This window comes from Streptomyces sp. NPDC096311, from assembly GCF_044763085.1.
Lineage (GTDB): Bacteria > Actinomycetota > Actinomycetes > Streptomycetales > Streptomycetaceae > Streptomyces.
This window is the reverse complement of sequence record NZ_JBIWFN010000051.1, coordinates 1-18556: the sequence shown is the minus strand read 5'-3', so window position 1 is coordinate 18556 and position 18556 is coordinate 1. Positions and strand designations below refer to the sequence as shown.

Genomic DNA, 18556 nt, shown 5'->3' with positions numbered 1-18556 from the left:
AACCGACACCCCGCCACCCGCTACGACGTGGGCAAAACCATCAAACGCCCGGAGACGCTGATCGAACGCGATCAAGCCCGGCGATAAGGAACAAGGTAAGTGCTTGTTCCTGATGCGACCATGCCATGACGGTATGGGTGGGTTCTGGGGTTCGTTGCGCGCACCCGTCGACCGTGCTTGGCTCGCCCGATGAACCTTCTGTTGACGGCGAGCGGCCTGCGCAACGAGACGCTGCGGGATGCGCTGCGGGACATGCTGGGAAAGCCGTTCGGATCGGCGAACGTCGTGTTCGTTCCCACGGCGTCAGTCGCCGAGCCCGGGGACCACGGGTGGGTCGTCGAGGACATGAACCGGCTGCACGGCCTCGGCTGGCGGGAGTTCGATGTCCTGGAGCTGAACGGCCTGCCCCGGCAGATGGTGCTCGACCGGCTGCTCCACGCCGACGTCATCTATGTCGAGGGCGGCAACCACTACCACCTCGCGCGCAGCATCACCGGCAACGACTTGGCCGACGGCTTCCTGGAGGCGCTGGAGAGCCGGGTCTATGTGGGGGTCAGCGCCGGATCAATGATCTTCAGCCGGAACCTGACCGAGCACTCCGCCGACGTCATCGGGGACACCATGGACCTGAACGTGCTCGGCGCGACGACCGTGGAGCCGCCTTTCGGCCTCTTCGACTGGTATCTCAAGCCCCACCTGTACTCGCCGGATTTCCCCGAGAGGGACGACGCCTGGGCTGACCGTATCGCCGCGCGGGCGGATTTCCCGATCTACTTCATCGACGACGAGACGGCCATTCGCGTCCGGGACGACAAGGTGGATGTCATTTCCGAAGGTCAGTGGCGGTTCCATCCGTGACTCAACGCGTGGTGGCGAGCCCCGGACGGTGCAGTGCGGCGCTCAGGGGCGTACGGTGCTGTCCCTTCTGCCGACCGAACCGCTCGGCGGCGACTGCCTCAACCTCGAACGTACCGAGCCGTTCACGGCCGTCGTAGAGGCTCTGCTGAGCGCCGTCGTGGAGGCTCTGCGGAACAGGGACCGCCTCGCGGACCGAGAGGCGGCGTACGCGCTGGTCGACGTGGCCCTGCGCGACGGCCGGGGCGAGGTGCGGGGCGAGGCCGTGTGGACGGCCGACCGCGCCTGCATGCTCTCCCGCAGCGCGCCACGGCGGTTGCCGGCCGGTCCGCGCGCTGTGGCCGTCGACGAGGAGGCCGTGGTCGCGATGGCGTCGCTGCCGGGCCGTCCGAGCACCGCCGCCGCAGCGGCCGCGGACGTCCTGGCCGCGCTCGTCCCAGTCGCGCCCCCCAGGCCTCGCCGTTCCTGGCAGGCGGGCTCGGACGACGGCCGCGGGCGCTCGACGCCGCGGCCGGGTTCCTGCGTCCGGCGGACGGCTCGTGCTCGCCGACGAGGTCGTACAAGGCCTTCGCCGCCGGGAGCGAGCCCTCCCCGGCCGCCGTCCGCAACACCGTGACCACTCCGGCCCGTTCGCCAGGCGCGCTGTCAAGGGCGATGGCGGCGATGGCCCGGTCTTCGCCCGGTCCGAACAGAACTCCTGGTCCCAGTGACCGGCGGTGCGGGCCGCTCGTACGACGGCACTCCTCGGCCCGGCGGGGCGTCCGCTCACCTCCCGCCTGAAGACCGTGCTCGACAATCCCGTGCAGGTGCCGGCCGCGGTACTGGCCCTCACGGCCGTGGCGGAACCCACGTCACTGGACCGCACGGCGCTCGCCGCGGCCGTCCTGCGGTCCGCCGAGCAGGAAGCCGACCCGACAGGTGCCTGCGACGCCCTGGAGGCCCTCGGTGTCGCCGCCTTGACCGCCGACCACCCGCGCCGGCTGTCCGCCCTCGCCGACGACGACGCGCGGATCCTCCGTACGGGAGTGGAAAACCGCGTCATTCACCAGGCCGAAGCCTTCCGGAACCGCGTCCAGGCGCTCGTCACCACCTTCACGGCCCCCACTGCCCCCTGACGCGACCGGGCATCATCCGCCGTCGCAAGGCCGTCCGAGCGTGGCCTCGCCCCGCCGCATCGGGGACGGTGAGCGCCTCGCCGAGGGCCGCTCTGTACCGGCACGAGGAATCGTCGAGACCTGTGGATCAAGTCAATCGGGCTGATCCCGGTGTTGCAGCTGACGGCTCGCTGCGATTCGTACGCGGCGGGTTCGTCCGCGTTCGGCCAGCAGCCTGAGGGCCTCGGGCGAGGCCACGATCTGCATGGTTGTGGCCATGCGCTGGAACCAGTCGGATGCGCTGCTCAGATCCTGCGCGGTCCACGGCTCGCCCAGGGCGATATTTCTGAGCAGGGTCCACTCGCGCAGACGGAGGTGAGAAAGGCGAAGTGCCGGTGCTCGGCGGGCTCCTCGCCGGTGTGGAGGCCGGTCATGCCGCGAGTCCCTCCGGCCGTTCGACAGGCTCGCCGCGCTCGAAGCATGCACAGGACCGGACTGGGGAAACCAGGCGGGGTGTGTTCACCGCGTCCCGGCGGACCTGCGCGGATCGGCAAGTAACCGTAAGAGCCACACCAGGGTCCCGGAGCACGTGCTCCGGGACCCTGACATACGTCCTGACCGCGAGGTCAGGCGGGCGTGATGTTCTCCGCCTGCGGGCCCTTCTGGCCCTGGGTGACGTCGAAGGTCACCGCCTGGCCTTCCTGGAGCTCGCGGAAACCGCTGGCGTTGATGTTGGAGTAGTGCGCGAACACGTCAGGTCCGCCACCGTCCTGGGAGATGAAGCCGAAGCCCTTTTCTGCGTTGAACCACTTGACGGTTCCGCTGGCCATGCTGGTGCCTTCCAGTCGATATCGGGTTCCGCACCGCGCGGACCCGGAGGTGATCGCCCTGGTCCTGCACTGCACAGCAAAACGCCCACGCCGGAGCGCGGGCAGATACTGCGAACCACGACATCTGACAGCGACGCTACACGGCGAAACTGCCCACCGCCAGAGAGCAACAGTCATGATCCGCACGGGTCGCACGGAACCCCGCCGCAGACCCATGGCCGGCGCACTGCGAGCCGAGTGGCCGGCGCAGGTCCAGGATGCAATACAGCGGCGAACAGCCCGCTTGGCAGCAGGTCGCCTACGACGCGATGCGGATCTTCGGCGCCGCGCTGCTGGTGTGGATGGGGGCGCGCGCGTGGTGGCGGGCGCGGCGGCCTGGCGGGCCGGGTGAGGAACCGGCGGAAACGGCGGCGGTATCGCACCGGAAGGCGTACTGGCAGGGATTGGTCACCACCTTCGCCAATCCCAAGGCGGGCGTGTTCGCCGTGTCCTTCCTGCCGCAGTTCGTGCCGCAGGGAGCTCCCGTACTGCCGACCTTGCTCGCCTTCTCGGTGATCTGGGCCCTGATCGACCTGCTCTGGTACCTACCGCTGATCTGGCTGGCCGGACGGGTCCGCGGCGTGCTCCAACGGCGGTCGATTCAGCGCCGGATGGAGCAGATTTCCGGAGCCGTCCTGGTCGGGCTGGGGCTGCGCCTGGCGGTCGAGTCGTAGGCGGTCGGAGCCGGTCCTGTCCCGTCCGCTCGACCTGTCCACTTCCGGCCAGACCATCGAATCCGTCCGTGCCCATCAGCGCGAGGAGTCGGTGCCCCCGTTCGCCGAAGTGCCCGGGCTCCGCTGCAAGATGCGGGCCTCCTATCCGGACGCCAACAGGTGGGGCGCCGTCCTGCTCCGAGAATCGAAGGAGGCGGCGCGGCAGCGTGGGACAGCTCGGCCGAAGCGGTTGACCTCCGCGGCGGAGCCCGTCATCCGGTGCAGCCACAGCCCGTACGCCACCGACCCCATCTGCTCCTGCGTCAGATACAGCCGACCTCGGTAAGCCGACGGGTCCACGGCGATCATGGTCTCGGGGCCGGGATAATTGGCGTAGGGTGGAGGAATCCGACGCGGGGTGGAGCAGCTCGGTAGCTCGCTGGGCTCATAACCCAGAGGTCGCAGGTTCAAATCCTGTCCCCGCTACTGATGCCTGAGGGGCCGGCACGTTGTGCTGGCCCCTCAGGCATGTCCAACCCCAGGACGCGCGGCATTGCAACACGCGCGTCGCACGTCCTCCCGCGAAACGGGTGCGCGGGGCAGGTACGGCTGTGAGCTCACCGCGAACACGACACACTGGATGTTCCGCGGCGCTGAGGGGCCTTCCCTCCGTGCGGTTGGTCACGGTGGGTGGCAGGTCCTAGCCTCGTCCTCGAAGGACCAACGCCTGTAACCGGAGGGCAGCACCATGGCCTCGATGCCACAGAAGATCACCACTTTCCTCATGTTCGAGGGCAGGGCGGAGGAGGCGCTGACCTTCTATACGTCGTTGTTCGACGACACCGAGATCATCGACATCTCCCGCTACGGCGCCGACGGCCCCGGCCAGGCGGGCACGGTCCAGCGCGCCACGTTCTCGCTCGCCGGACAGCGGTTCATGTGCATCGACAGCCATGTCAAGCACGGCTTCGGGTTCACCCCGGCGGTGTCGCTCTTCGTCGAGTGCGACACCGAGGCCGAGCTCGACCGCCTCTATGGTGCCCTCGCCGAACAGGGCACGGAGCTGATGCCGGTGGGCTCGTACGGCTTCAGTGCCAAGTTCGGCTGGGTGAACGACCGCTTCGGCGTCTCCTGGCAGCTGAACCTGCGGGAGTGACAGAGGTACGGCACAGAAATCCAAACGGAAGACCGTAAGCGGCTGTCAGTCATCAACTACTGAACGTCACCACTGCTCAGGATCAGCCCGATCCTGACAGAGCCCCCGCGCCCAGGGGTCGCTCCTCGGGGCCGGACCCGTGCGCCCCGGTGTTCCGGAGCACCTTCGGATTCCCACATCTCGACGAGCAAGCCGGTCTCATGCGCAGTTGGTCCCGATCCGGAGGCTCGTAGGTCATGCAGGAACCGGGGTCTTCACTGCACAACACGAGTGGTTCCACTTACCGCTCACAGTCACAGCCGACTCCGTCCGGTCGGCCGAGACCACTCGGCCGAGAGCACACAGAAATGCCACGCTCGTGAGACCGAGTGGCTGTGGATCTGGCGCTGGTTCGCGACCGGGCCGAACAGCGTGTCCTACAGGCGTACTTCGTCCGCTGCTGCGCAACCAACGAACGCGGCCGCCGGGTCACGGTGCGCCAGCGCCGCCGCAGTCGGCGCGATGAGTTGGAGCCCGCCCGACGTCAAGCTGCTGCCAGAATCTGCGAACCCGCTTCCGAGGCCGACATCTGTTGCGGCGTCAGCTGCTTGAGTGTGGCGGTGTCCCCGGGATGTTCACACGGCGGGACCGGAAGCGCTTGAGGAGGAGCGCCGTACCCGCAGCAGCGAGTAGCACGGCACCCGCGGCCCAGGCCACCACTTCGGTGCGGAATCCCCCGGAGGGATGCGCCGCCTGCTGCGCGGGGCAGGTGGTTGTTCTGGAGGCGGGGGCGATGCGCAGCCGGGCCCAGGGCTGGTTCGGGTGGTTCTTGTCCAGGTCGGGAGTGTGCCGGTAGACGGGGTAGAGGCCGGGCGCAGCGTCGCATCTGAGGGTGGCGGTGGCGGTCAGGACCGCTTGAGCGCCGCGCAGAACGGGCCGGTCGGCGAAGGCGGGGGACGAGAGGGCGATGACCCCGTCCAGTCCCTCGTCGTCGTTGTCGGTGATCGTGATGCGGCTGCCGGCACGGAAGGACCTGACATCCCATTCCGACTGGGGCCAGGTGGTGTTCGCCGCCCAGTGTTCCTCCCGGTCGGGCGGGGGCATCTTCTTGACCTTGTCCCGACAGGCGCGACGCGCGGCCTCGTCGTCCGGTTCCACGCGTACGTGTGCCCACGGGGCCGCGTGCTCGGCCGGGCGTGAAGCTCCGGCACTGGTCAGCGCGACCGGGTAGGTGCCGGGCCGGGCGTCGCAGGCGATGGTGACGGCGGCCGTCAGCCGGGGTGCCGTCATCCGCATCCGCCCGGCCTTCAGCAGTACCGGGGAGGTAATGGTGTCGCCGTTCACAGCCTGTCCGCTCGCTGCGGTGACGTCCAGCGTGTCGCCGGGATGCACGGACCGGACGCTGCCGAGCGGCAGCGGTGCCGGTTCGGCGCCGGAGGCCGGGGCGGCGGCCAGGAGGGGCAGGAGGAGCGGCAGTGCCACCACCGCCGCGGTGCGGAATCGGTCCATTGCCTCGCCTGTCTGCCTTATGACGCCACGTCACACCGCATGTGACGCTACGCTACCAACCGTCACACCGAACATATGTGCGATTATGTGAGATCTGTATCGCCCGCCGTTCGGCTTCCTCCAAGACGGAAAGACACCTCGTTGAGTTCCAGTTCCAGATGGATTCCGGCCCTGGCGTTCGGTCTGTGCGCGGGCATACTCGGCACGAGCCAGGCGCTTGCCGCCACCGGTACTCCGGTGCCGTCCCGTACTCCGGTGCCGTCCGGCACTCCGTTGCCGTCGGTCCTCGCCGCACCGACGGCCCGTCCGACAGGGCCCGGGGCGGCGGCAGTGTCGCCCGTCCCCTCGGCGACGCCGACATCCGCGCAGCCCAGCCACCCGCCTGTCCCCCCGACCTCCCCCGGCCCCAGCCTGAGCGAGGAGGAGAAGTACTGGACAGCCAACCGCATGGACAACGCGGTGCCGCTCGACAGCGCACCCGGCCGGGCCACCCTGGCGTCGGCGCCCCACATCGGCACGCGCAGCAGGCCGCCGGCCGGCACACCCCGTCCCGAGCACTTCGGCGGCCACCCGATGGTGGGCACGTTCTTCTACGACGGAAAGCCCCTGGGCGGCAAGAGCACGTACTGCACGGGCAGCGTGGTGCACACGGCCGCCCATGACATCGTCCTGACCGCCGGGCACTGCGGCCGGGGTCTGCAGAGGGCCACCCACCGCATCTTCGTGCCGCAGTACCGCGACGGGCTGTCCGCCGCGAACCAGCCGCGCGGCGTCTTCGCGGTGTCGCAGATGTACATCGATCCGCGCTACGTGGCCAACACCAAGAAGCCCACCTCCGACCTGGACCTGGCCTTCGCGCAGGTCGATCCCAACAGCCGGGGCAAAGTGGAGGACGTGACGGGCGCTCTGACGTTCACTCCCACCACCACATACACCCACAAGGTCACGGTGATCGGGTATCCCAGCTCCGAAAGTGTCAATGTGAAGCACCAGGCGATCCGCTGCCCCGTCACCACCTCGCGCCTGCCCGGTTTCCGGCAGGTGCGCATGACCTGCACCGGCTTCTACGGAGGGGTCTCCGGCGGCCCCTGGATCGAGGACTACAACCGCGCCACCGGTACCGGCAAGGTCGTCGGCAACACCGGTGGGTACAACGGAGGTGGCAACGACGCCAACGACGACTGGGTGACGTACGCGCCCATCTACGGCAAGGACGCCAAGAACCTGTTCAACGACGCCGCCGCCCATCGCACGGTGGGCGCGAGACCGCCCTACCAACCGTTGACGGACGCCCGGTTCTGACCGGCCCGGCAGGCACCTGGACGTACGACCTGGCGATGACCACCGGCAACTACACCAAAAACGGGGCCATCGACGATCTCGTCATCCACTGGTCCGACGGACGGAACACCATGTACACCGACACCGGCGCCACCCGCTGAACAGGGCTTCGTCCTGGACCGCCGAAGGCCCTCGGTCCCGGCAGCAGTAGTGGGCTGCCGGGACCGAGCGTCATCCATGCCGGGTCACTTCACGAAGCGGTACTTCAGGTGGGTGGCAAGGGGTGTGTCGACCACCCTGACCGGCTCGAGGTTCCGCCGCCCGGCGCCCAGTCCCTCGAAGAGCCGCAGCCCCTCTCCGAGGAGCACGGGCACCACGTGCAGCTGAAGCTCGTCGATGAGCCCCTCCCTGAGGTACTGCTGCACCGTGCTCGCCCCGCCCGCGATGTCGACGTTCCGGTCCCCGGCGGCGGCCTTCGCCTGGTCGAGGGCGCTGTGGATGCCGTCGGTGACGAAGGTGAAGGTGGTGCCGCCCTCCTTGACCAGGGCCGGCCGGGGTCGGTGCGTCAGCACGAAGACCGGGGCCCTGAACGGCGGGTTGTCACCCCAGAACCCCTCGCCCGTGTCATACATCATCCGCCCCATGACCACCGCTCCGGTGGCATCGAACCATTCGCGCATCAGCGCGGAGTCGCGGTTCTCCTCCCCGCCGGTCATGCCCTGACGCTGCCGCCAGCTCGCCAGGTTGTGGATCCACTCGAAGAGCGGCTCGGCGCCGTCGCCTCCCGGGTTGTCGATGGCGACATGGGTACCGGCGATGCACCCGTCGAGGGAGATGGCCATGTCCGCGGTTACGGTCACGATGGGTTGCTCCTGGAGTCCTGGGATGTGCTGCCTTTACTCTCACGTCGATCGGGAGCCGGCGTATTCGACATGCCCGGTGACACTCGACAGACCCGCCCACCGGGGCGTGCCTTCCCGGCGGTTGAACGCCAGGTCGGATTCCCGCCAGCTTCCGGCACTGGCGCCGACAATGCTCAACCTCATGAATCGACTTGAAGGAAACGTGGCCTTGATCACGGGCGGAAGCCGGGGTATCGGTGCCGCTGTGGCTTTACGACTGGCCGAAGAAGGCGCCGACCTCGTCCTGACCTATGCGAACAACGCGCAACGCGCCGGCGAGGTCGTGGAGCAGATCAAGGCCAGGGGGCGCCGAGCCCTTGCCATCCAAGCCGACAGCGCGGTCCCTGAGGCACTCACCGCCGCGGTAGACGAGGCCGCCGCGACGTTCGGCAGACTCGACATCCTGGTCAACAACGCCGGGGTCTTCCTCGTCGGCCCACTTGAAGGCCTGGGGTCGGCAGAGATCGACCGCACTCTGGCGGTGAACGTCCGGGCGCCGTTCGCAGCGTCCCAGGCGGCAGTGCGTCATATGGACCAGGGCGGCCGGATCATCAGCATCGGCAGCAATGTCGCCGAGCGTGCGGTCTTTCCCGGACTGGCGCTGTACTCGATGAGCAAGACGGCTCTGGTCGGGATGACGAAGGGCCTGGCCCGGGAACTCGGTCCGCGTCGAATCACCGTCAATCTCGTGCACCCCGGCCCCACCGATACGGACACCAACCCCGCCGACGGGCCGAATGCCGAGATGATCGCCGGCTTCACCGCGGTGGGCCGCTACGCGGAAGCGGCCGAGATCGCGGCCACCGTCGCCCACCTGGCCAGTGCGGACGGCGCGTACATCACCGGAGCCTCGATCCACGTCGACGGCGGCTTCACCGCGTGACAGACAAGCTCCACTCCGCAACCAGCTCTTCGCCGACCGCAGCTACGAACGGGCCTGCCGCCTCATCGCCCACCGGCAACTCGGCTCAACGCGGAGGCCGTCGCAAGCACTGTCAGAGTTCCGTTACATACCCTTCTGTCCATTGGTCCTCGTCGATCACTGCCTCTTCGACAAAGAAGCAATGGGGCTCGTCGGTAAAACCGGGAAGACTCCGGGCCCGTTCGATGCGTTTCTGCGCGGCCTCGCGGCTCGAATAGGCGCCGAGGCGTTTGACATCGTCGCCGGCTTCTTCGTCGGACCAGAAGTCATCGGGATGTACGAAGTGCCGAATCGCTCCGTCTTCTTCGGCCTGGTGGTGTACGTGCCACAGCAGATACACCTTGGCAGGTCCGCTCATGTTGTTTCACCCTCTCCGTTTCCTTCGATGAAGCGGGCCCGCGCCCCACGCCAGGACGATGGGCAGCGGAACGGAACCCGTAAGGTCCCGCCCCGTGGGGTCAGTTGATGTCCGTCGGGCACCATGCGACGCCGGTCGGCGCTACCGAGCATCCCGTGTCCGTGTTCACGCGTCGAGTGTCTTCTTCAGCGCGGCCAGACCCTCGACGTAGATGCCATGGAACAGGGTGATCGCTTCTTCCTCGCTGGTCCCTGCCGGTGTGAAGGTGCCGGACCACTCCACACGGCTCTGCCCGCCGGACACTTCATGCACGGTGAGGGTCGAGCGGTAGTCGGTGACAGGGAACGGGGCCTGGAGAATGGAGTAGCTGTACGTGCGCGCCTGGTTGTCGAACGCTTCGAGGCGTTCGACGATGACGCCGCCTTCCTCGTTCGCGAGACTGCGGACACGGCCACCCTCACTGAGCGTGCTCGCGGGAATGTAGGGCAGCCAGTCGGGCAGGGAGTCGAAGCCGCCGATGAGCTGCCAGACGCGCGCGGCGGGCACGGGGATGTCGATGGTTGCGGTCGTAGTGGCCATGGTCGTCTCCTGGACAGGTGAGGTAGAGGTCAGGCGCTGGGTACGGGGGCGTCCTGAGCGATCAGCCCTTCCGTGCGCAGAGCCGTCCAGAAGGCCGCCGGGACCGTCTCGCCGAGTGCGGCGGCGTCCTCTGCGATGCGGCTCGGCCGGGAGGCGCCGGGGATGGCGGCGGCGACCGCGGGGTGGGCAAGGGAGAACTGCAGCGCTGCCGCCTTGATGCCGACGCCACGCTGGCCTGCGAGTGCCTTGATGCGCTCCACCTTGGTGATGACGGGGGCGGGGGCCTTCTGGTACTCGAAGTGCTGCCCGCCGGCCAGGACGCCGGAGCTGTACGGTCCGCCGACGACGATGTCGACGTTCTGGGCCTTCGCGGCCGGCAGCAGCCGCTGCAAGGCGCGCTCGTGGTCGAGCAGCGTGTAGCGGCCGGCGAGGAGGAACGCGTCCGGCTTCGGCTCGTCGAGGTCCAGCGTCAGCTCCAGGGGCTCGACCCGGTTGACCCCAAGGCCCCAGGCCCTGATGACGCCTTCGCCGCGCAGCTTCTGCAGCACCCGGAATGCGCCGGTCCGGGCGGTCTCGTAGGCGGCCAGCCACTCGTCGCCGTAGAAGTCCTGCGCGACGTCGTGCACCCACACGATGTCGAGGCGGTCTGTCTTCAGTCGCTTGAGGCTGTCCTCGATGGAGCGCAGCGTGGCGTCGGCCGAGTAGTCGTTGACGATCTTGTTGGGGCGTCCGTGTTCGAACAGTCCGCCCTTCTCGCCCAGGTCGCGGGCGGCGGGATCCTCGATCTCGTCGAGGATGACGCGGCCGACCTTCGTGCTCAGGACGAACTCGTCGCGGGGGCGTGCGGCCAGGGCTTCACCGAGCCGGATCTCGGACAGGCCCGCGCCGTAGAAGGGCGCGGTGTCGAAGTAGCGGATGCCGTTGTCCCAGGCGGCGTCCACGGTGGCCGCGGCCTCCTCGTCGGGGATGGCCCGGAACATGTTGCCCAGCGGTGCGGTGCCGAAGCCCAGGCGGCCGGGCAGGAAGGACTTGATGGCCATGGTGCGGATCCTTGCTGTACAAGTTGCGACGGATAGGCCTTATGTGCCGTTCGCGCAGTCCGTCGGTCTGACACGTTCGAGGCTAGAATCCAGACTTGAGACTGTCCAAGACTTACTTGGACACGCTTGAGTCCCTAGAGGTCTGACATGCTTGACCTGCGGCAACTCCGCTACTTCGTCGCCGTCGCCGAGACCGAACACGTCGGCCGGGCCGCCGAGCGGCTGCACATGTCCCAGTCACCGCTCAGCCGGCAGATCGCGCAACTCGAGCAGAACCTGGGCCTCACCCTGTTCGAACGCGGCCGGCAGAGAATCCGGCTCACCCGGGACGGCCAAGTCTTCCTGGCCGAGGCCCGTGCGCTACTGCGGCATGCTGATCGTCTGGAGAACCTGGGCCGACGGCTGGGCCGCGGAGAAGAGGGCGGCCTGTGCATCGGCTACGTCGCCGACGCCATGCACACCGGCGTCCTCCCCGGCGCGCTACGCGCTCTGCACAACGAATGCCCCGGCATCCACATCGCCCTGTACAACCTGCCACCCACCGAACAGTTTGAAGGCCTGCGCCAGCGCAGCCTCGACATCGCGCTCGTCCATGAACCTCCGACCGCGGATGACCCTGACCTACTGGCCGCACTCCTGCTCGAGGACCCGCTGCTCCTGGCCCTGCCCGCGGGGCATCCACTCGCCGACCAGGAAAAGGTGACTCCCGGGGACCTCGATGGTCAGCCATGGATCGCAGTCGAGAATGCCCAGGACCCCGCCTGGCGGGACACCTTCGTCGCCACCTGCACGGCAGCCGGCTTCACCCCCGACATCCGCCTCGACGCTGCCGAGCCACTGACCGCGCTCGGCCTGGTCGCCTCCGGGCTCGGACTCGCACTCGTGCAGAAAAGCATGGTGCGCGCCACCACCGAGGATGTCGCGGTGCGCGAGCTTCCCTGGCACGACACATGCATCCAGCTGTGGGCCGCATGGCACCGAGTCGACCTACGGCCCCTGGTGACATCGTTCCGCGCCACAGTCCTGAGCGCCAGCAGCGCCGCCTAGGGCCTGCCCGAGAACCGATACCGTGCGGCCATGCCCGACCACGCAGAGCGCCCGCTTCTCTTCCTGGACGTCGATGGAACGCTCCTGCCCTATGGCGGAGCGCGGCTCCCTTCAACCCCTCGGGGATGGGAGGAGTGGCAGGACGTATCGAATCCTCAGCTGGCGAAGATCGACCTCGGGCACGGTCCGCGTCTGCTGGCGCTGCCCTGCGTTCTGATGTGGGCCACCGCATGGATGGAAAGTGCCAACGAGGTGATAGCTCCGCTGCTCGGGCTGCCTGCGCTTCCACTGGCCGACTTGCCGGGCGCGCCGGAGGAGTACGAGGTCGGCGTGCTGAACTGGAAGACCCTAGCCCTCGTCCGAGCTGCGGCCGGACGCCCGTTCATCTGGGTCGACGACTCGATCACCGATCTCGATCAGGCATGGGTGTCGACGCACCATCGCGGGCACGCGCTCCTCCATCGTGTCGATTCCACGATCGGCCTGATCGATACGGACTTTGTCGTCATCGACGACTGGCTGCGAGACCGGCGTACTCAGGCTCAGCAGCGGGAGCAGGAGCAGGGATAGGAGCGGGGAGAGAACGGGCTCTGCACGCACCACCCGCGCCACGAGTCGCGTCCGAGCGGACGGAGGCGCCGGGCCGGGCCCACCGTGGCCCCGACCCCGCGCCCTGATCAGTTGCTTTGTCCGACGCTGTAAGGCCTGTCGAATGGCTTCTCAACCACGTGAGAGGCCACGCCCAGGCACTTAGATGGTGACGCAGATGTTGTCCTCGATGGTGCGGCGGTCGCGCTCCAGGCCACCGCAGACGAGACGGTTGGACTGCTCGTAGCCCACCGTCCACTTGTGGGATGCGGCGCTGACTCGAGGTGAGCGGAATTCGCCCCAGTAGGCGCGCAGGGTCCCGGGCAGGCCGTCCTTGGTGTAGACGGTGATGTCCTGGACGAACTTGTTGTGATGTGCGGTCATGACGCAGATGTACTTGCCGCAGTGGGAATCGACTCCGCGCGACGCGGCGCCGGCCGGCACGGCGGCTGCAAGGGGAGCGACGGACAGCGCCGCTGCGAGGATGAGGCCGAAGCGAGTGATCTTCATGCCCGGCCCAACGCCCGAAGTGGCCGGCAGACACGCAAACATCCCCGTCCGGCTCGCTGTGGCACCGCCGACCGCGGCCGTTCCCACACGTGGCCACCACACTCCCCGTATCAGTAAGGGTCCGGCAGGACCGCGGGGCGCCTCCGCAGCGGCGCCCCGCTCAAGCCTCGCCAAGCCGGTCCTGCGCCGGCATCGGCAGGGATCTCACCCCTCCAGGTCCGCCGCCAACTCCGTCCTCCAGTACGCGGACATCCGCCGACTCAGGATCGTCGCGGCAGCCGCCGGCGCCCCCGCGTGGACGAACTCGCGCAGTGCGCGAGCCGCCTCCACGCGCAGGGCCCACGCGCTGGAATCGGACTGGGTCACGGGGTCGTCGTCGTCGCGCCAGGCGCGCTGCCCGCTCACCCTCTGCCGGGCCGCCCATGCCTCGGCGGTGAGTGTACGAATACGCAGGTCAAGGAGGCTGTCCGGGGTGAGGTCGACCGTCTCGCCGCGGGCGGTGCGGGCCAGCGCGTCGCTCACCTCGTCGTACACGTCGAACCGGGTCTCCGCCGCCAGTCGCCCCAACTGAGCGGCCATCGCCGTACGCAGCCGGGCAGGCGGTGTCCGTTCGATCAGTGCGGCCAGGTCGAAGTTCCGGACTCTGCCGACGTACTGGCCGGCGGCCCTGTCGACGTCCTCCAGCACGGGCAGGAGCAGGCCGCTCGTCAGCTCCGCGTCCGTATCGTCGTCCGGCCGGTACGTGATGCCGAACTCCCCCTCCAGTTCGGCCAGGAAGCGGGCGTACGCCGCCATCGACCCGGGCCAGGAGTCACCGCCGCCCTCGCGCGGTGACAGGACATGACGCACGCCCTCCGGCGCCGGTACGCCGTCCTCGGCGACCGTGACCTGGACCTCCGGCCCCCGTCTGGTCAGGGCGACCGCGCGCGTGTCCGCGGACACCTTGCGCAGCACCTCCGGTCGGGTGAACTGGGCGGCGCCACCCTCCTGGGTCGCGTAGGCCCATCCGCCGACGCTGCCCGCGCGAACCATCGGACGGTACGCCGCCCACGTCGAGTCCGCCGACTTTCGGGCCCGGGCGCGCGTGCGCGGGCGGACGGTGTCGGGGCTCACCCCCAGCCTGCGCAGCAGTTCGGCCGGGGTGAGGTGCTCCGCGAAGACGACGTCGGGCTGGTTCGGCGGGGGCGGTCGCGGGATCCTGTGCCGGACCATGGTGAGGTAAGCGCCGCTCGACCGACCCGCCAAAACGAGCGGCTCCGAGGGAGCCGGCGGCTCCGGCTCCGGTTCGGCGGACTCGGCGGCCAGTGCGAGCGGGGAGACCGGGTCGGGGACGGCGGTCGTCTCGGTCTCCCACAGCAGGGCACCCTCGTACGCCAGCGATGTCCGGCCGTCGAATGGGCGGCCCCTTTCCAGGGCGTCCGCGAGGTCGGCCAGTGCGTGGCGCAGGGACGCCCATCCCGTGAAGGAGGGCGTGTCCTCGTCGAAGTAGCGACCGAGACGGCCCCAGTTGCCCCCGGGGTAACAGGAGAGGAACAGGCCGTCGGAGGACTGCCGGCCGATGCCAAGGGTGATGAGCAGCCAGTCGTGATGCCAGTACGTGGCAAGTTCGCCGTCGTCCTCGTCGTCCTCGTCGAAGGCGTCGGCGTCCGGGATGTCCGCGCTGATGCCGCGCAGGAAGGAGGTGCTCTTGACGATGTCCGCGACGCAGGACAGCGGGCCGTAGTGTGTCAACACGGGTGCCCCCGGCTGGAGTTCCACACCGTCGTGGCAGCTCAGCGAGGCCACCAGATCGGAGTGGAAGCGGACCCCGAGCGCACGCTCGGCAGCCCTGATGTCCGCCGGCGACGCCGGCGGGCGCAGCAGGGCGTGGCTGACGGGCGCGTGCCGCAACAGCCACGCGTCGATACGGCCCCACGAGTCCTCAACGGCGGGAACACTCATGATCGGACCATACGCGCCGCCACTGACAACGGGCCCGGCAAGGCGCAGGCGGCCTTCCACCTGGGTATGACGGCCCTCGCGCGGTGACATCGAGCGGGAGGGTGGGGCGACTGCCCCGTCGTACTCTCGTCGGCAGTGCGGCGCGGAGGCATCAGGTCCGTCTCAATCCTGGGTCAGTCTGAATTTGTCTCATGATCTCGGCCGACGAAGACGTCGACGGTGTCGTTGGTGTCGCCACGGACGAGGTTCGTGGCCGCCGAGGAGAAGGCGATCCGGTGGTCGCTGAGCGACGTGGAGCCCACCGCGGGCCGGTCCGCCTCGGTGCCGTCGGCCGCCACGCTCACCCGCTCGACGGCGCCGGTCCTCAGATCCTTGACGAAGACGTCGGCAAGGCCGTTGGTGTCACCAGGGACGAGGTTGGTGGCCGCCGAGACGAAGGCGACGCGGCGGCCGTCCCCGCTCAGGCTCGCGGCGGCGCTCACCCCGTCGGCCTGGGTGCCGTCGGCCGCGGTGCTGACACGCACGGTCGTCTGCGTCTTCCGGTCGAAGGCGAACACATCGGTGACCTTGTTGGTGTCGTCGGGCACCAGGGAGGCGACGTTGGAGGAGAAGGCGAACATCCGGCCGTTCGCGCTGATCGACGAATCGAACGAACTCTCCTTGTAGACAAAGCGGGTGGGCCGGCTGATCTGCTCCGTCGTGCCCTTCAGCCGGTCGCGGACATAGACGTTCCTGGCGTGCGTCCAGTCGTGGTTCGGGTCCAGCTGGTCCGCCGTCTCGAACGCGACCTGGCGTCCGTCGGCACTGAGCGACGCCGAGAGGGAGTCGCCGTCCCCGAGAGTGCCGTCGGTGCGGTACTGGACCAGTTCGTTCTTCCCCGTGCGCCGGTCGTGGACGATCACGTCGTCCCGGCCGTTGGTGTCGCCGGGGGCGGCGTCCGGGGTCGCGGTGGTGTAGGCGACGATCCGTCCGTTCGCGCTGATGGCGGGCGAATAGTTCAGGCGGCTGCGGGGCGGGGCGTCGGGGTGGCCGTGGCTGACGCGCTCGGTCCGGTGGGTGCGGCGGTCGTAGAGGTAGATGTCGTCGAGGCCGTTGTCGTCGTCCTCGGTGAGCGCGGCCGTGGTGGCGAAAACGACGTCACGGCCGTCGCCGCTGAGCGCCACACCCGTCGCCGGACCCTCGGCGACGCGCTGGGTGCGACCGGTGCGCAGGTCGTGCACGAAGACGTCGGCGACGCCGTTCGTGTCTCCTCGGACCAAGTTGGCGGCGGCCGAGACGAAGGCGATGTAGCGACCGTTCGCGCTGAGCGCGGGTTCGGCGGAGGCGCCGTCGGCCTGCCGCCCGTCGGTGGCGACGCTGGCCCGGGCGGGGCCGGGCGAGAAGTGCTGGGCGGCGGCCGGCAACACGGTACCGGCGAGCGCGGCCACCACGGCGGCGCTCAGAGTGGTGCGGCGTGCGACATGCATGGAAGACCCCCTGTTGTTCCGTGTGAGTGCCATGTCGGCCGGGCACATGCCTTGATCGTTCCGTGCGAGTTCCTTGCTGTTCCCCGCAAGTCCCGTGCGGGACGGGGGGAGTTCAGCGAAGACGACGCACGAAACCGTCGTAGTGACCGTTCGTGTCGTCGAGGGCGAGTTGGGCTGATTCGCTGCCCAGGCCGATGCGCCGGGCCCCGGCGCTCACCGAGTACGCCGCTACGGAGACGTCCGTGACGGGCTCACCGGTGACGGACTCGCTGACCAGACGAGTGGTGCCGGTGCGCAGGTCGCGGAGGTAGACGTTGGCCGGCCCGAGCCGTCCGTCCGCCAGACGGGGATCCGCCTGATAGGTCAGGTACCGGCCGTCCGGGCTGAGCCGGGGCTCGCGCACCCCGTTCTCCTCGGCGGGACCGGCGTTGACGCGCCGGGTGACGTCCTTGCGCAGGTCGCGGACGTACACGGTGGAGGCGGCGCTGGGGGGTTCACCCGGGACCAGTTCCTCATCACCCCAGTAGTCGAATGCGATGGTCCGGCCGTCCGCGGAAAGCGAGGCGGGCATCGCGTACCGCTGTGCCGGGGTGCCGTCCGGCTTGACGTTGACCTGCTCCTCGGTGCCGGTGCGGCGGTCGTGCACCCACGTGCGACCGTACGAGCTGCGCGGCACCAGCTGCGTGTACGCCACGTAGCGGCCGTCGGCGCTCAGACCCTGCAGGAGCGCGGGGTTGTCCGGGCGGTTCCGGTTGGTGATCCGCTCCACGACGCCGGTGCGGCGGTCGAGGACGTACACGACTCCGAAGAGGTCGCCGGGGTCGGTCTCCATCCGGTCGGCCTTGGCATTGAAGGCGATGTAGCGGGCGTCCGCCGACATGGTGGCGCCGGCCGCGAAGGCGGAACCTCCGTCGAGGGCGACGCTGATCCGCTCCGTGCTGCCGGTGCGCCGGTCGTGCAGGTAGATGTCGTCGGCCGCGGCGTTCGTGGGCGGATGGTCCCAGCGGACCAGGTTACTGGCATGGGAGCGGAACAGGATGTACCGCCCGTCGGCACTGACGGCCTGCACGGACGACTCGCTGTCGGCCTGTGCGCCGTCCGAACTGACGCTGACCCGCTCGACTGTCCCCTTGCGCAGATCACGCACGAAGACGTCACCGAAACCGTTGGTGTCGCCCGGCACCAGGTTGGACGCGTACGCCGTGAAGACCGCGAAGCGGCCGTCGGCACTGAACTGCGGTCCGTACGAGTCGTCGTTGCCCTGCTCCCCCGTCGCCGACAACGTGATCCGCTCGGTCTGCGGCTTCGGCGCCGTGGCCGATGACGCCGACGTGGCCGATGACGCCGACAGCGCGACCATCGCCCCCGCAAGCGCCGCGACGGACACCCCACGCATGGTTCTGAACACGATTCCCCCTGTGTTTCCCCGTGGACGCATCTCCCCCGGCCCCGCGCCGAGGGCTCCCTTCGAGGCAAGCGCACCACCATGCACAGGGTCAATCCCTAGAATTGAGTACAACTCGGGCACAACATCAGGCGTCCGCAAGGAGACCTCGTCCGGGGCGTCCCGTAATTGGCCGAAAACCTACGCCCGGTCACGATGTCGCCCGCCCCGAGTCCGAACGCGCCCAGGCGGCGGCATACCGCTGACACCCACGTCCGGCGTTGGTCAGTCGGACTGTTCGGGCCCGGTGGACGGGGTGCTTTCGGCTGGCCCCCCGAAGTCCGGGCTGGTGAAGTCCGGGCTGGTGAAGCTCGGGCGCGGACCCGCCGCGGGGCCGCCGTCGGGGCTGCTGAACCCCGGCCG

At 69.0% G+C, this 18556-nt stretch carries 20 protein-coding genes and 1 tRNA gene; 10 read left to right on the top strand and 11 right to left on the bottom strand.

The window, feature by feature from the left end:
- The first annotated feature begins 189 nt into the window (after positions 1–189).
- The 3 genes from ACIRA5_RS52975 to ACIRA5_RS52965 all read left to right on the top strand — a co-directional run bounded on the left by ACIRA5_RS52975 (position 190) and on the right by ACIRA5_RS52965 (position 1970).
- Entirely contained in the window at positions 190–858 is a 669-nt protein-coding gene (locus ACIRA5_RS52975) for a peptidase E (protein WP_403705710.1), read from the top strand.
- Positions 859–913: 55 nt separating this feature from the next.
- Positions 914–1471 carry a hypothetical protein gene (locus ACIRA5_RS52970; protein WP_403705707.1) on the top strand — a complete coding sequence of 186 codons (558 nt, stop codon included), beginning with the start codon at positions 914–916 and terminating at the stop codon, positions 1469–1471.
- A 100-nt stretch (positions 1472–1571) separates the two neighbouring features.
- The gene (locus ACIRA5_RS52965) at positions 1572–1970 is read left to right on the top strand and encodes a hypothetical protein (RefSeq protein ID WP_403705704.1); all 399 of its coding nucleotides are present in this window, start codon (positions 1572–1574) and stop codon (positions 1968–1970) included.
- A 605-nt stretch (positions 1971–2575) separates the two neighbouring features.
- Here ACIRA5_RS52965 and ACIRA5_RS52960 read toward each other — a convergent pair.
- Entirely contained in the window at positions 2576–2779 is a 204-nt protein-coding gene (locus tag ACIRA5_RS52960; RefSeq protein WP_060899524.1) for a cold-shock protein, read from the bottom strand.
- Between the two features lie 257 nt (positions 2780–3036).
- Between ACIRA5_RS52960 and ACIRA5_RS52955 the strand changes: the two genes are divergently transcribed.
- Positions 3037–3492 carry a LysE family translocator gene (locus tag ACIRA5_RS52955; protein ID WP_403705701.1) on the top strand — a complete coding sequence of 152 codons (456 nt, stop codon included), beginning with the start codon at positions 3037–3039 and terminating at the stop codon, positions 3490–3492.
- 141 nt (positions 3493–3633) lie between these two features.
- On the opposite strand, the gene ACIRA5_RS52950 is transcribed toward ACIRA5_RS52955, so the two are convergent.
- The gene (locus ACIRA5_RS52950) at positions 3634–3927 is read right to left on the bottom strand and encodes a DUF6417 family protein (RefSeq protein ID WP_403705716.1); all 294 of its coding nucleotides are present in this window, start codon (positions 3925–3927) and stop codon (positions 3634–3636) included.
- Here ACIRA5_RS52950 and ACIRA5_RS52945 point away from each other — a divergent pair.
- Both ACIRA5_RS52945 and ACIRA5_RS52940 read left to right on the top strand, forming a co-directional pair.
- Positions 3884–3957 (top strand) — tRNA-Met (locus tag ACIRA5_RS52945). The two genes, ACIRA5_RS52950 and ACIRA5_RS52945, sit on opposite strands and share 44 nt — an antisense overlap.
- A 271-nt stretch (positions 3958–4228) precedes the next feature.
- Entirely contained in the window at positions 4229–4627 is a 399-nt protein-coding gene (locus ACIRA5_RS52940) for a VOC family protein (protein WP_403705698.1), read from the top strand.
- 579 nt (positions 4628–5206) lie between these two features.
- On the opposite strand, the gene ACIRA5_RS52935 is transcribed toward ACIRA5_RS52940, so the two are convergent.
- Positions 5207–6115 (bottom strand): hypothetical protein, encoded by a 909-nt coding sequence (locus ACIRA5_RS52935; RefSeq protein ID WP_403705695.1) that lies wholly within the window; start codon positions 6113–6115, stop codon positions 5207–5209.
- Between the two features lie 447 nt (positions 6116–6562).
- Here ACIRA5_RS52935 and ACIRA5_RS52930 point away from each other — a divergent pair, with 447 nt between their 5' ends.
- A complete protein-coding gene (locus tag ACIRA5_RS52930) occupies positions 6563–7417 on the top strand; it encodes a trypsin-like serine peptidase (RefSeq protein WP_403705692.1) in 855 nt (284 codons plus the stop codon).
- Positions 7418–7641: 224 nt separating this feature from the next.
- Here the strand turns inward: ACIRA5_RS52930 and ACIRA5_RS52925 are convergent, their stop codons facing one another.
- Entirely contained in the window at positions 7642–8256 is a 615-nt protein-coding gene (locus tag ACIRA5_RS52925; protein ID WP_403705689.1) for a dihydrofolate reductase family protein, read from the bottom strand.
- Between the two features lie 184 nt (positions 8257–8440).
- Between ACIRA5_RS52925 and ACIRA5_RS52920 the strand changes: the two genes are divergently transcribed.
- Positions 8441–9181, top strand: a complete 741-nt coding sequence (locus tag ACIRA5_RS52920; protein ID WP_403705713.1) for an SDR family NAD(P)-dependent oxidoreductase — start codon at positions 8441–8443, stop codon at positions 9179–9181.
- A gap of 112 nt (positions 9182–9293) precedes the next feature.
- Here the strand turns inward: ACIRA5_RS52920 and ACIRA5_RS52915 are convergent, their stop codons facing one another.
- From ACIRA5_RS52915 to ACIRA5_RS52905, 3 genes are all read right to left on the bottom strand, one after another.
- Positions 9294–9578: a hypothetical protein gene (locus ACIRA5_RS52915; protein WP_403705686.1), complete on the bottom strand. Its 285-nt coding sequence runs from the start codon at positions 9576–9578 to the stop codon at positions 9294–9296.
- A gap of 165 nt (positions 9579–9743) precedes the next feature.
- Positions 9744–10157, bottom strand: a complete 414-nt coding sequence (locus tag ACIRA5_RS52910; RefSeq protein ID WP_403705683.1) for an SRPBCC family protein — start codon at positions 10155–10157, stop codon at positions 9744–9746.
- A 29-nt stretch (positions 10158–10186) separates the two neighbouring features.
- Positions 10187–11197: an aldo/keto reductase gene (locus ACIRA5_RS52905; RefSeq protein ID WP_403705680.1), complete on the bottom strand. Its 1011-nt coding sequence runs from the start codon at positions 11195–11197 to the stop codon at positions 10187–10189.
- A 147-nt stretch (positions 11198–11344) separates the two neighbouring features.
- Here ACIRA5_RS52905 and ACIRA5_RS52900 point away from each other — a divergent pair, with 147 nt between their 5' ends.
- Positions 11345–12244: a LysR substrate-binding domain-containing protein gene (locus ACIRA5_RS52900; RefSeq protein WP_403705677.1), complete on the top strand. Its 900-nt coding sequence runs from the start codon at positions 11345–11347 to the stop codon at positions 12242–12244.
- Between the two features lie 30 nt (positions 12245–12274).
- Complete coding sequence (locus ACIRA5_RS52895; protein WP_403705674.1) at positions 12275–12814, top strand: hypothetical protein; 540 nt, start codon at positions 12275–12277, stop codon at positions 12812–12814.
- A 180-nt stretch (positions 12815–12994) separates the two neighbouring features.
- Here ACIRA5_RS52895 and ACIRA5_RS52890 read toward each other — a convergent pair whose 3' ends face one another.
- From ACIRA5_RS52890 to ACIRA5_RS52875, 4 genes are all read right to left on the bottom strand, one after another.
- A complete protein-coding gene (locus ACIRA5_RS52890; RefSeq protein ID WP_403705671.1) occupies positions 12995–13342 on the bottom strand; it encodes a hypothetical protein in 348 nt (115 codons plus the stop codon).
- 204 nt (positions 13343–13546) lie between these two features.
- Positions 13547–15283, bottom strand: coding sequence for an SMI1/KNR4 family protein (locus ACIRA5_RS52885; RefSeq protein ID WP_403705668.1), 1737 nt, complete (start codon positions 15281–15283; stop codon positions 13547–13549).
- Positions 15284–15456: 173 nt separating this feature from the next.
- Positions 15457–16749 carry a TolB family protein gene (locus ACIRA5_RS52880; RefSeq protein ID WP_403705665.1) on the bottom strand — a complete coding sequence of 431 codons (1293 nt, stop codon included), beginning with the start codon at positions 16747–16749 and terminating at the stop codon, positions 15457–15459.
- Between the two features lie 112 nt (positions 16750–16861).
- Positions 16862–18157, bottom strand: coding sequence for a TolB family protein (locus tag ACIRA5_RS52875; protein WP_403705663.1), 1296 nt, complete (start codon positions 18155–18157; stop codon positions 16862–16864).
- Between the last annotated feature and the right edge of the window lie 399 nt (positions 18158–18556).

What these genes read in the sequence shown, in the direction of transcription:
- ACIRA5_RS52975 (WP_403705710.1), top strand. Translation starts at nt 190, where the DNA reads ATGAACCTTCTGTTGACGGCGAGCGGCCTGCGCAACGAGACGCTGCGG.
- ACIRA5_RS52960 (WP_060899524.1), bottom strand. Translation starts at nt 2,779, where the DNA reads ATGGCCAGCGGAACCGTCAAGTGGTTCAACGCAGAAAAGGGCTTCGGC.
- ACIRA5_RS52955 (WP_403705701.1), top strand. Translation starts at nt 3,037, where the DNA reads ATGCAATACAGCGGCGAACAGCCCGCTTGGCAGCAGGTCGCCTACGAC.
- ACIRA5_RS52940 (WP_403705698.1), top strand. Translation starts at nt 4,229, where the DNA reads ATGCCACAGAAGATCACCACTTTCCTCATGTTCGAGGGCAGGGCGGAG.
- ACIRA5_RS52935 (WP_403705695.1), bottom strand. Translation starts at nt 6,115, where the DNA reads ATGGACCGATTCCGCACCGCGGCGGTGGTGGCACTGCCGCTCCTCCTG.
- ACIRA5_RS52930 (WP_403705692.1), top strand. Translation starts at nt 6,563, where the DNA reads ATGGACAACGCGGTGCCGCTCGACAGCGCACCCGGCCGGGCCACCCTG.
- ACIRA5_RS52920 (WP_403705713.1), top strand. Translation starts at nt 8,441, where the DNA reads ATGAATCGACTTGAAGGAAACGTGGCCTTGATCACGGGCGGAAGCCGG.
- ACIRA5_RS52915 (WP_403705686.1), bottom strand. Translation starts at nt 9,578, where the DNA reads ATGAGCGGACCTGCCAAGGTGTATCTGCTGTGGCACGTACACCACCAG.
- ACIRA5_RS52910 (WP_403705683.1), bottom strand. Translation starts at nt 10,157, where the DNA reads ATGGCCACTACGACCGCAACCATCGACATCCCCGTGCCCGCCGCGCGC.
- ACIRA5_RS52905 (WP_403705680.1), bottom strand. Translation starts at nt 11,197, where the DNA reads ATGGCCATCAAGTCCTTCCTGCCCGGCCGCCTGGGCTTCGGCACCGCA.
- ACIRA5_RS52900 (WP_403705677.1), top strand. Translation starts at nt 11,345, where the DNA reads ATGCTTGACCTGCGGCAACTCCGCTACTTCGTCGCCGTCGCCGAGACC.
- ACIRA5_RS52895 (WP_403705674.1), top strand. Translation starts at nt 12,275, where the DNA reads ATGCCCGACCACGCAGAGCGCCCGCTTCTCTTCCTGGACGTCGATGGA.
- ACIRA5_RS52890 (WP_403705671.1), bottom strand. Translation starts at nt 13,342, where the DNA reads ATGAAGATCACTCGCTTCGGCCTCATCCTCGCAGCGGCGCTGTCCGTC.
- ACIRA5_RS52885 (WP_403705668.1), bottom strand. Translation starts at nt 15,283, where the DNA reads ATGAGTGTTCCCGCCGTTGAGGACTCGTGGGGCCGTATCGACGCGTGG.
- ACIRA5_RS52880 (WP_403705665.1), bottom strand. Translation starts at nt 16,749, where the DNA reads ATGCATGTCGCACGCCGCACCACTCTGAGCGCCGCCGTGGTGGCCGCG.